An 11,025-nucleotide genomic window follows, 5' to 3' on the forward strand; every position below is an offset into this window, starting at 1 on the left:
TTCTCCCACCGTGGCATCCGGAGAATACCCTCGCGGCGTCAAGATCGGCGTCGACGTCGGCATGGTGCGCGTGGGGGTTGCGGCCAGTGACAGGGACGGGTTGATCGCGACCCCGGTCCGCACACTGAACCGTGACACCCGGAAGAATCGGGACCTGCGCCTGCTGCTCCGGAACATTGAGGAGCTGGCAGCCGTTGAAGTATTTGTTGGCTTGCCCCGTAACCTGAGCGGAACTGAATCGGCGTCCACGGCCATGGCACGGGACTACGCCGCGCTACTTGCGGACGAGTTGTCAGTTGCAGGACTGGATGTGCCCGTGCGGCTGATTGACGAGCGACTTACGTCTGTTTCAGCCCATAGGTCGCTGCGGCAGGCTGGCTTGAACAGTCGGGAACACCGTAAGGTGGTAGATCAGGTGGCAGCCGTGGAGATCCTCCAACATGCCATCGATATGCAACGCAAGCTCGAGCGGGATGTGGGGGAGCCGGTCGTTCAGCATCGGCGGCAAAGTTTCGACCAACCGCCGTCGGCCTCATCCGAGGAGTTAGACATTTCGCAAACTTACAGTGGGAGGAAAGAGGAGCAATGAGTCATCGCCATCCTCCTTTCCCGGCAGCCGATCACGGAGCTGAGCAGCACCCGGACGACTACTTCGAGGAACACCACCCCGGACATCCTGAACCAGTGGAGCAGTTTTTCGAGGCGGACCTTCCATCCCGCCGCAACCGGCGGCCCTCGAAAGCGCGGCAGCGGCAGCGCAGACGCAGGACGATCATCATGTTGATCGTTGTGCTCGGTTTCGTCGGTGTAGTGGTTGCTGCCGCCATGTTCCTTCGGAACCTCATTGGCGTTGGTGAAGTCACGGATTACGCAGGGCCGGGAACCGGATCGGTTACGTTTACGGTTGAAGCCGGTGCGGGGGCACTGGTCGTAGGCAACGGCCTCGAACAGCAGGACATCGTTGCCAGTTCGGACGAATTCCTCAATGCGTTCGCAGCCGTCGCGGACGGAAGAGTAATCCAGCCCGGTGACTACGAGATGAAGTACCAGATGAGCTCGGAGGAAGCAGCCAAAGCGCTGCTGGCTGACGCGGATTCCAAGGTGTATTACGCCGCCGTCGCCCGTGACCTGAGACAGAACGAAGTGTTCGACGTCCTGGCCGAATCGACAGGAATTCCGCGCGAAGAATTTGAGGCATTAGCCGAGGATCCAACGCAGTTCGGCATTCCTGAACAGTCACCCAGCCTGGAGGGTTATCTCTATCCGGGTGAGTACCGCTTCGATCTTGATGTCACGGCCACTGAGGTGATTCAGCAGATGGTCGACAACACCAAGGCGGCTCTCGAAGACGCTGGTGTGACCGATCCGGCTGAGCAGTACCGCATCCTCACCATTGCGAGCATCGTGCAGGCCGAAGCAGGTCAGGCGGATTACGCGCAGGTTGCCGGAGCGATCTTGAACAGGCTCGGTCCGGACAACACCGAGACAAACGGCCTGATCCAGTCCGATGCAACTGTGACCTACGGGCTCGACCGCAAGAGCTACAACCTGACGCCAGAGGAAAAGGCTGATACTTCGAACCCGTACAACACCTACGCGAATCCTGGTTTGCCTGTCGGCCCCATCGGCTCCCCGAGCGCCGAGGCAATCGAGGCGGCAGTCAACCCGGCCGATGTTCCCTACTTCTACTGGGTGACCGTCAACCTCGATACCGGCGAGACCAAGTTCTCCGAAACCCTCGCCGAACACGCCCGGTACGTCCAGGAATATCAGGAATGGTGCGCAGACAACGCCGGAAGGTGTGAATAGGTGGTCCCCGACCGGACGCCGGCCCCGTTCAGGGCCGGCGTCATTGGTCATCCCATAGCGCATTCCAAATCACCCGCGCTGCATGGCGCGGCGTACGCCTACCTGGGGTTTGACTGCAGTTACACGGCCATCGACGCCGCGCCCGGCGCCCTGGATGATCTGCTGGCTGAGCTTCGTACTGTGCCTGAGTGGCGCGGCCTCTCAGTCACCATGCCGCATAAGGCTGCCGTGTTGACGTACATGGATGAGGTCGGTCCCGACGTCGCTGAACTGGGCGTGATCAACACCGTACTTGCTGCCGGCGCAGGCTCGCGACGACGTTTGATCGGCTACAACACCGACGTCGAGGGGATCATCCGTGCCGTCGAGCACGCAGGTGCAGGTTCTCCGGAGCGGGCCCTAGTGCTCGGCGGCGGCGGAACGGCCGCAGCGGCAGTTGCCGCGTTGGCTCGAATGGGAGTCGAGCAGGTAGACATTTGCGTCAGGTCACCACTCAAGGCTGAGCCGCTGGCTGCACTGGGCAGCCGGTTCGGCATGGCAGTGCACCTCAGCGGGTTCACTGCTGCTGCAGAACTCTGCAGCACATCTGAGCTGGTCATCTCCACGCTGCCGCCCCATGGAGCGGATGAGTTGGCCGCTGCACTGAACCACGCGCCGTCGTTCGCTGTAGAGCCGGGGCAACACGGGAAGCGGGTGCTTCTCGACGTAGCCTACGACCCGTGGCCCAGCGCCCTCGCCGAAGCCTGGTCCTTGCGCGGCGGCGTGATTGTTCCCGGTCTTGAGATGCTGCTCTATCAGGCCGTTGCGCAGGTGAAGCTCTTTGCCGGCGGCGTCTTCCACGACGAGTCTGCTGTCATAAATGTGATGTGTGACGCCGTAGGGGCTCCCCGGCGCTAGCCGTGCCCACGGCCCGTGGCAGGATGGACTCATGTTGCGTTGGTTGACGGCCGGGGAATCCCACGGCCCTGCTCTGGTCGGAATCATTGAGGGAATGCCTGCAGGCGTTGAGGTCACCAGCGAGGCGATCCAGGCCGCCCTGGCGCGTCGCCGCCTGGGTTATGGTCGCGGTGCCCGGATGAAGTTTGAACAGGACCAGGTCCGGATCATCGGGGGTGTCCGCCACGGACTGTCCCAGGGCGGTCCCGTGGCCGTCGAGGTGGGAAATACCGAGTGGCCCAAATGGGAACAGGTCATGTCGGCCGATCCCGTGGATACAGATATCCTCAAGGATTCAGGGCGCAACGCGCCGCTCACCCGGCCGCGTCCCGGCCATGCCGATTTCACCGGAATGCAGAAGTACGGGTTCGATGAAGCTCGCCCGGTGCTGGAACGGGCCAGCGCGCGGGAAACCGCTGCCCGCGTGGCGCTTGGCACCGTGGCAGCACGATTCCTCGCCGCTCTGGGAATCGAACTTGTCAGCCACACCGTTGCGGTAGCATCCGTTGCCGTTCCGGAAGGATCGGAGCTTCCCGGTCCACGCGACGTCCTTGCACTGGACGAGGATCCGCTGCGCTGCTTTGACCGCGAAACTTCAACCGCGATGGTCGCTGAGGTCGACGCGGCACACAAGGAAGGCGAGACCCTCGGTGGGGTTGTCGAGGTACTCGCCTACGGCCTTCCTCCCGGACTCGGAAGCTACGTCCACTGGGACCGCCGGCTCGACGCCCGCCTCGCAGGCGCCCTGATGGGCATTCAGGCGATCAAGGGTGTTGAAGTGGGCGACGGCTTCGAAACTGCGCGCCGTCGGGGATCGGCCGCACACGACGAGATTGTTCGTGAGGAAACCGGGCGGATCGGCCGGACAACCAACCGTGCAGGTGGAATCGAAGGGGGCATGAGCATCGGGGATGTCCTTCGGGTGCGCGCTGCAATGAAGCCGATAGCCACCGTTCCGCGCGCACTGCAGACCATCGACGTGAGTACCGGCGATGCCGCGAAGGCGCACCACCAGCGCTCCGATGTCTGTGCTGTCCCGGCTGCCGGAGTGGTCGCCGAAGCCATGGTGGCCCTGGTCCTGGCGGAGGCGGTGACGGAGAAATTCGGCGGGGACTCTGTGGCGGAGACGAAGCGCAACCTCGCTTCCTACCTGGAGCACATCCCCGCGTCGCTCAATTCGGTTTCGCACTGATGCTGCCGGCGGCTTCCGGACCGCTGGTACTCATCGGCCTGATGGCGACCGGCAAATCGACGGTCGGGCGGCGACTTGCTTCCCGGCACGGCTGGCGATTCGTCGACACTGATGCCGAGATTGTCAGCCGGCATGGTCCGATTCCGGAAATTTTCGCCAACGATGGTGAGCCGGCGTTTAGACGATTGGAGGCTGCGACCGCAGCTGAGGTATTCTCCGCAGCGGACTCGGCGACTGTCATCTCTCTCGGCGGTGGCGCTGTTCTCGATGAAGGGACGCAACAGTTGCTTGCCTCAGCATTTGTGGTGTTCCTCGACGCTGACATTGCTACGGTACTGCCGCGGCTCGCCGGTGATACCGGTAGGCCGTTGCTTGCGGGGGACGCCGCCGAAACCTGGACCAGGCTCGACCGGGAGCGCCGCCCACTGTATGAAGCATTGGCGGACGCAGTGGTCGACACCCGTAATGGTTCTCCCGATACCGTGGTTGACCGGCTCGAGGCGCAGCTGCGCCGTACTGAATTTAAAGGAAAGGATTCTCGGCAATGACCGCTGAACCCACTACCATCCGCGTTACGGGCAGCGCCCCGTCAGAGAATTACGACGTCGTCGTCGGTCGCGGTTTGCTTGACCGGCTTTCGCCGCTTCTCGGTGAGCGAGTGCGGCGCGTCCTGGTGATTCATCCCCGCGCGCTGCGCTCCACGGGTGACACCGTGCGTGAGCAGCTGGCCGGAGATGGTTTCACGGCAGTCACGGCGGAGATTCCCGACGCTGAGGAAGGCAAGCACATCCAGGTTGCCGCGTTCTGCTGGCAAGTACTCGGCCAGAACGATTTCACGCGCTCCGACGCAGTTGTTGCCGTGGGTGGAGGCGCCGTCACCGACGTCGCCGGTTTCGTTGCTGCAACCTGGCTGCGCGGAGTGAAGGTTGTGCACCTGCCCACCACGCTGCTGGGCATGGTCGATGCAGCTGTTGGCGGCAAGACCGGGATCAACACGGCCGAGGGCAAGAACCTCGTCGGCGCGTTCCACCCGCCGGTAGGCGTTCTCGCCGACCTGGACGCCCTCCAAACCCTTCCGGCCAATGAACTCATCACCGGCATGGCTGAAGTTGTGAAGTGTGGATTCATTGCGGATCCCCGCATTCTCGAGCTGGTCGAGTCCAACCCGGAAGGGGTGAAAGACCCCGCAGGTGAGGTTGTCCGCGAGCTGGTGGAGCGTTCGATAGCAGTCAAGGCCGCCGTGGTCTCAGAGGACCTCAAGGAATCCGGTCGGCGTGAGTTCCTCAATTACGGGCACACGCTGGCCCATGCCATTGAACTTGCGGAGCGCTACTCCTGGCGGCACGGCGCAGCTGTTTCCGTAGGACTTGTTTTCGCAGCGGAACTTTCGCGGATGGTCGGCCGGCTCGACGATGCTACCGCAGACCGGCACCGCGCGATCCTGGAAACGCTGGGGCTTCCCGTCACCTACCGCCGGGACCGCTGGGCGGCGCTTCTCGACGGTATGCGCCGCGACAAGAAAGCGCGTGGCGACCTGCTCCGCTTTGTGGTGCTCGACGACGTCGCCCGCCCCGGAATCCTTGAGGTGCCGGACACGTCGCTGCTCTTCGCCGCCTATCAGGAGATTGCTTCCTGAGTCGTCGACGCAGGGCAGGGTAGACTGGTTTCTGGTCTTTTGGCGGGCAGATCCTGAGCGGTCGTGTACTGCGCCTGCTGGACGTAAGCCGAATATCAGTCAATCGACGAAAGAGAATCCGTGGCCACCACGAACGACATCAAGAATGGCACCGTCCTCAAGCTCGAGGGAAACCTCTGGAACGTGCTTGAGTTCCAGCACGTGAAGCCAGGCAAGGGCGGCGCATTTGTCCGTACCAAGCTCCGCAACATCCTCTCGGGCAAGGTCGTCGACAAAACCTTCAACGCCGGCCTCAAGATCGAGACCGCGACCGTGGACCGCAGGGACTACCAGTACCTGTACAAGGATGGCGAGGATTTCGTGTTCATGGACACGACGGACTATGACCAGATCACCGTTCCCGGTGCAACCGTCGGCAACGCTGAGAATTTCATGCTTGAGAGCCAGATGGCCACCATCGCAATGCATGAAGGTTCCCCGCTCTACCTCGAGCTGCCGCCGTCGGTCGTTCTTGAGATCACCTACACGGAGCCGGGCCTGCAGGGGGACCGTTCGACCGGCGGCACCAAGCCCGCCACCGTCGAGACCGGCTATGAAATCCAGGTGCCGTTGTTCCTGGAAACCGGTACCAGGGTCAAAGTCGACACCCGCTCCGGTGAGTACCTGGGACGCGTCAACTAGTGAGCGCCCGTAGTAAGGCTCGGCGTCGGGCAATGGACATCCTGTTCGAGGCCGAGCAGCGGTCAGTGTCACCGGTCGAAGCGCTGCAGGCACGCCGCGAGAAAACTGACACCGTCATCAACGAGTACTCAGTGGACATCATCGAGGGCGTCATGGCTCACGGCATCCAGATCGATGAGTTCCTCAGCACGTACTCGCAGGGCTGGACGCTGGATCGCATGCCGGCCGTCGACCGCATGATCCTCCGCGTCGGCGCCTGGGAGCTGCTGTACAACGACGATGTGCCGGACACGGTGGCGGTCAGCGAAGCCGTTCAGTTGGCCACCATGCTGTCAACCGATGAGTCACCCGCATTCATCAATGGCCTGCTCGGCAGGCTTCAGCAGCTCAAACCCACACTGCTGGCGTAGTTCACGCAGGACCGCTGTCGGCGTGCGTCAAAAGCCTCTGCAGCGCGCTGTGCGCGCGTAGAGGGCGCGCCGAGTGCGCGTTGAGTGCGCGCCGGGAAGTCAGAACCGGCGCGCCGACGCCGCGGTGATAATCTGCCTGCGGGAATCGTCCAGCTCGTGGAGCAGTTGAACCTCGAGTTGGGAATCGAGGCGGGCGGCATGGCCAGCACGCAGCCGCTGGCGTACAAAGGAAAGACGCACGCCGGTACTGATGAACCGCTTCATGGCCGGGCCCGCACCGACGCTTCGCGCCCAGGCGAGCGCCGAAGAGCGGCCTCGCGGGGCAGCCACCATCTCCAGTTCCTGGCTGGTAAGCCAACCTGCCCCTGCGTATTCGGCGAGACGCTGGTAGGTCACCGCCCGTTCAGCTCGACGCAGCCACAGCACAACCGCGATCACCACGAGAAACAGCGGAACCTGCACGAGGAGATAGAACGAGAAGAAATCGGTGAACAGGACCACCAGCCCGCCGTTCCACAGCATGTGACCGGCGATGGCGGGAAGAAGTCCGAGGAGGAATCCACCGACCAACCTGCCCTTGCCGCGGCCCTTGGCGACTGCCAGACCGAGGACGAGGCCCAGCGCACCGGTGAACATGACGTGGGCGAAGGGTGAGAATAGTCCCCGCATCACGAACACAGTCGCCAGTCCGCCCAGCCCGGCCGGGTCAGTGAGCGCTGATCCGAAGTACAGGACATTTTCGGTGAATGCGAAGCCGGCGGCAACAGTGCCGGCATAGACGATGCCGTCGACGGGTCCGTCGAAGTGGCTGCGGCGGGAAATGGCGAGGATCAGTACGCCCAGGCCTTTCGCCGCTTCTTCGACCAGCGGAGCCTGGAAAACCGGACCGACGACGGCGGGACTTGCGCCATCCAGGCCGGCGCTCAGAAGCGCGGTGACCGTGGGCCCGATTAGAAGCGTGACGGCCACCGACATTCCCGCACCCCAGAGGAAGGCAAAGGCCAGTGCACCCCGGGGTTCGGGATCCCATCGGTCAACCCAGCGGATACCGACGAGGCAGATGACCAGCGGCACGAGCGCCAGCGCAGCGCAGACGATCAGCGCGGCCGTTCCCAGCTGAGCCGTCACCAGTACGGCCACTCCTCCGAGGACGAGGGCGGCAACCAGAAGCAGCAGGACATTGGCGACGGTGGAGCCCAGCGCGGATGGGCGCTTCCTTCCAGCGGAGTCCAGTCCGGCGGAAGGATGGGCGGCGGGCGGAACCGGCGGTCCCGCGTGAACCTGCTGCCACATCCCCAGCGGCGGCCGCACGTTCGGCGGCAGCTGACTGCCCGGTCCAGTGGGGGCGCGTCTCGGGGTCATACTCATCAACACAGAATAGTGGCCGGGGGTGCCTGTGGTAGTTTTGAACGCGCAGCCAAACCCTTTAAAGGCCGTCCTGTGAGGCGGAGAAGGAGGATGCGTTCCATGAGTGCACCCAGTTCCGAATCCCCAGGATCCGTTTTCCGTACGGTCCTCGGGAACGCTGACATTGACCGGGCCCTGACCCGCATCGCCCACGAGATCCTTGAATCCAACAAGGGTTCGGAAGATCTTGTACTGCTGGGCATTCCCCGCCGCGGTTTCCCATTGGCCCAGCGGCTCGCACGCAAGATCGCACGTACTGACGCGACTGTGGATCCCGAGCGCATGGTCGGGCGCCTCGACGTCACCATGTTCCGTGACGACCTGCGCAGGCACCCTACCCGTCCGCCGGGCCCGACCAGGCTTCCCCCGGCCGGCATCGACAACAAGGTCGTTGTGCTGGTGGATGATGTGCTCTACTCCGGCAGGACCATCCGTGCAGCGCTGGATGCAATTGTCGACGTCGGCCGCCCCCGGATCGTGCGCCTCGCCGTACTCGTGGACCGCGGACACCGCGAGCTTCCGATCCGCGCCGACCACGTGGGAAAGAACCTGCCTACTTCCTCCGCAGAGAAAGTCCGCGTAAGAATCAGCGAAATCGATTCGGTCGACGAAGTAGTGATTGAGGGTCCGGCATGAAGCACCTGCTGTCCACCGAGAGCCTTTCAGCCGTTGACGCCGTCCGGATCCTTGATACGGCCGAGGAAATGGCCGCCGTCGGCGAACGCGAGGTCAAAAAGCTGCCCGCGCTGCGGGGACGCACCGTTGTGAACCTCTTCTTCGAGGATTCGACCCGCACGCGCATCTCATTCGAAGCTGCAGCAAAGCGGCTCTCCGCCGATGTCATCAATTTCGCAGCCAAAGGCTCGTCGGTTTCCAAGGGCGAGTCGCTCAAGGACACGGCGCAGACCCTTGAGGCAATGAGCGCCGATGCCGTGGTGATTCGTCATTGGGCGTCCGGGGCACCCGCAAGGCTCGCCGCGTCGGACTGGATCGACGCCGCTGTGATCAATGCGGGAGATGGAACCCATGAGCATCCGACGCAGGCTTTGCTCGATGCATTTACCCTCCGCAGGCACTGGTCCAGGGTCGCCGGACGTCCATCCCTCGGTGGCGATCTGGCCGGGCTCCGCATCGCCATTGTGGGCGATGTCCTGCATTCACGGGTCGCCCGCTCCAACCTGTGGCTACTCACCACGCTGGGGGCAGAAGTGACCCTCGTGGCGCCGCCGACACTGTTGCCTGTAGGAATAGACAGCTGGCCGTGCAGGGTCAGCTTCGACCTCGACGAGGTGTTGGCAACGGGCCCTGACGCGATCATGATGCTCAGGGTCCAGGGTGAGCGGATGAACGCTGCCTTCTTTCCTTCCACACGGGAGTACACGCGAACGTGGGGGTTCGACGACGAACGGCTGGCGGCGCTTGAGGCCTCGGCAGGCAAGGACACCATCATCATGCATCCCGGCCCGATGAACCGGGGTCTTGAAATCTCGTCAGCGGCCGCTGACTCGCCCCGTTCGACGATCCTGGCGCAGGTACGCAACGGCGTCTCAGTCCGCATGGCCGTCCTTTACCTGCTGCTGTCGGGTGACGACTCCGCGCAGCCCACCCCCGCCCAGGAGGCAACAGTATGAGCACCCCCAGGTACCTGATCAAGGGCGCCACAACGGCAGCCGGTGAGACCGGCGTTGATTTCGTGATTGAAGCCGGACGCATCGCCGAGCGGGGCCGATCGCTGTCGGCTTCGGGCGTCGTCGTCGTCGATGCTGACGGACTGGTGCTCCTGCCGGGAATGGTGGACATCCATACCCACCTTCGGGAACCCGGGCGCGAAGATGCGGAAACCGTTGAAACGGGCACGCGGGCAGCTGCGCTGGGCGGTTACACCGCGGTTCACGCCATGGCCAACAGTATGCCGGTAGCTGACACCGCGGGCGTGGTGGAACAGGTCTATGCCCTGGGCAGGCGCGCCGGGTGGGTCGACGTCCGCCCGGTGGGGGCCGTGACCATCGGCCTGGCGGGGGAGCGGCTTGCGGAGCTCGGCGCGATGGCGCAGTCGCGGGCAGCTGTCCGGGTCTTCTCCGATGACGGTATCTGTGTGTCCGACCCTGTGCTGATGCGCCGCGCCCTCGAATACGTGAAGGCTTTCGACGGTGTGGTCGCCCAGCATGCCCAGGACCCGCGTCTCACCGCGGGCGCACAGATGAATGAGGGCGCTGTCTCGGCTGTCCTTGGCCTGGCGGGCTGGCCGGCGGTTGCGGAAGAAAGCATCATTGCCCGGGACGTGCTCCTGGCCCAGCATGTCGGCTCGCGCCTCCATGTATGCCATGTGTCGACGGCGGGTTCGGTCGAAATCATCCGGTGGGCGAAGCAGCGCGGCGTGAACGTGACCGCGGAAGTCACGCCGCATCATCTGTTGCTGACCGACGAGTTGGTCCGCTCCTGGGATCCCGTCTATAAGGTGAACCCGCCCCTGCGCACGAACGACGACGTCACGGCGCTCCGCGAGGCACTGGCGGACGGGACAATCGACGTCATCGGCACCGACCATGCACCGCACCCCTCCGAACACAAGGAGTGCGAATGGGCGCAGGCAGCCATGGGAATGACGGGCCTCGAAACCGCCCTTTCGGTGGTACAGCACACCATGATCGAAACCGGACTGATGGACTGGTCGCGCTTCGCTGAGGCGACGTCCATCCTTCCCGCACGCATCGGCGGGGTAGCGCCGCAGGGCAGGCCGCTAAAACCGGGGGAGATGGCGAATCTCACACTGGTGGATCCGGCGGCCCGGTGGACTGTCGACCCCCATAAGATGGCTACCAAGGGCCGCAACAGTCCCTTCGCCGGCCTCGAGCTGCCTGGCGCCGTCGTCGCAACCTTCTACGCCGGACATGCCACCGTGCTTGAAGGACGGCTCAACACACCGCATCCCGATGCGCAAGGGGACTAAGAGC

Annotated in this window: 12 protein-coding genes; 11 read left to right on the forward strand and 1 reads right to left on the reverse strand. The window is 63.8% G+C overall.

The features are described 5' to 3' along the window. Positions 1-10: 10 nt before the first annotated feature. From ruvX to nusB, 8 genes are all read left to right on the forward strand, one after another. The gene (gene ruvX / locus Q0877_RS03585; protein ID WP_299165754.1) at positions 11-589 is read left to right on the forward strand and encodes a Holliday junction resolvase RuvX; all 579 of its coding nucleotides are present in this window, start codon (positions 11-13) and stop codon (positions 587-589) included. After that, positions 586-1,809 (forward strand): endolytic transglycosylase MltG, encoded by a 1,224-nt coding sequence (mltG, locus tag Q0877_RS03590; RefSeq protein WP_299165755.1) that lies wholly within the window; start codon positions 586-588, stop codon positions 1,807-1,809. The genes ruvX and mltG overlap by 4 nt, the downstream gene beginning before the upstream one ends. Then, positions 1,810-2,706 (forward strand): shikimate dehydrogenase, encoded by an 897-nt coding sequence (locus Q0877_RS03595; protein ID WP_299165756.1) that lies wholly within the window; start codon positions 1,810-1,812, stop codon positions 2,704-2,706. Between the two features lie 31 nt (positions 2,707-2,737). Next, entirely contained in the window at positions 2,738-3,937 is a 1,200-nt protein-coding gene (gene aroC, locus Q0877_RS03600; RefSeq protein WP_299165757.1) for a chorismate synthase, read from the forward strand. Continuing rightward, positions 3,937-4,485: a shikimate kinase gene (locus Q0877_RS03605; protein WP_299165759.1), complete on the forward strand. Its 549-nt coding sequence runs from the start codon at positions 3,937-3,939 to the stop codon at positions 4,483-4,485. The genes aroC and Q0877_RS03605 overlap by 1 nt, the downstream gene beginning before the upstream one ends. Beyond that, a complete protein-coding gene (aroB, locus tag Q0877_RS03610) occupies positions 4,482-5,573 on the forward strand; it encodes a 3-dehydroquinate synthase (RefSeq protein ID WP_299165760.1) in 1,092 nt (363 codons plus the stop codon). The genes Q0877_RS03605 and aroB overlap by 4 nt, the downstream gene beginning before the upstream one ends. A gap of 120 nt (positions 5,574-5,693) precedes the next feature. Then, positions 5,694-6,254 carry an elongation factor P gene (gene efp / locus Q0877_RS03615; protein ID WP_299165762.1) on the forward strand — a complete coding sequence of 187 codons (561 nt, stop codon included), beginning with the start codon at positions 5,694-5,696 and terminating at the stop codon, positions 6,252-6,254. After that, positions 6,254-6,664 (forward strand): transcription antitermination factor NusB, encoded by a 411-nt coding sequence (gene nusB, locus Q0877_RS03620; RefSeq protein ID WP_299165763.1) that lies wholly within the window; start codon positions 6,254-6,256, stop codon positions 6,662-6,664. Before efp ends, nusB begins: the two co-directional genes overlap by 1 nt. Before the next feature lie 99 nt (positions 6,665-6,763). Here the strand turns inward: nusB and Q0877_RS03625 are convergent, their stop codons facing one another. Continuing rightward, positions 6,764-8,032 (reverse strand): PrsW family intramembrane metalloprotease, encoded by a 1,269-nt coding sequence (locus tag Q0877_RS03625; RefSeq protein ID WP_299165764.1) that lies wholly within the window; start codon positions 8,030-8,032, stop codon positions 6,764-6,766. A 99-nt stretch (positions 8,033-8,131) separates the two neighbouring features. Between Q0877_RS03625 and pyrR the strand changes: the two genes are divergently transcribed. From pyrR to Q0877_RS03640, 3 genes are read left to right on the forward strand one after another with little or no spacing between them, the layout of a single operon-like run. Beyond that, entirely contained in the window at positions 8,132-8,707 is a 576-nt protein-coding gene (gene pyrR, locus Q0877_RS03630; RefSeq protein WP_299165765.1) for a bifunctional pyr operon transcriptional regulator/uracil phosphoribosyltransferase PyrR, read from the forward strand. Further along, the gene (locus Q0877_RS03635) at positions 8,704-9,702 is read left to right on the forward strand and encodes an aspartate carbamoyltransferase catalytic subunit (protein ID WP_299165766.1); all 999 of its coding nucleotides are present in this window, start codon (positions 8,704-8,706) and stop codon (positions 9,700-9,702) included. The genes pyrR and Q0877_RS03635 overlap by 4 nt, the downstream gene beginning before the upstream one ends. Then, entirely contained in the window at positions 9,699-11,021 is a 1,323-nt protein-coding gene (locus Q0877_RS03640; RefSeq protein WP_299165768.1) for a dihydroorotase, read from the forward strand. Before Q0877_RS03635 ends, Q0877_RS03640 begins: the two co-directional genes overlap by 4 nt. The last annotated feature ends 4 nt before the right edge of the window (positions 11,022-11,025 follow it).

Origin of the sequence: uncultured Arthrobacter sp. (assembly GCF_947495145.1) — a bacterium.
Taxonomy (GTDB): Bacteria; Actinomycetota; Actinomycetes; order Actinomycetales; family Micrococcaceae; genus Arthrobacter_D.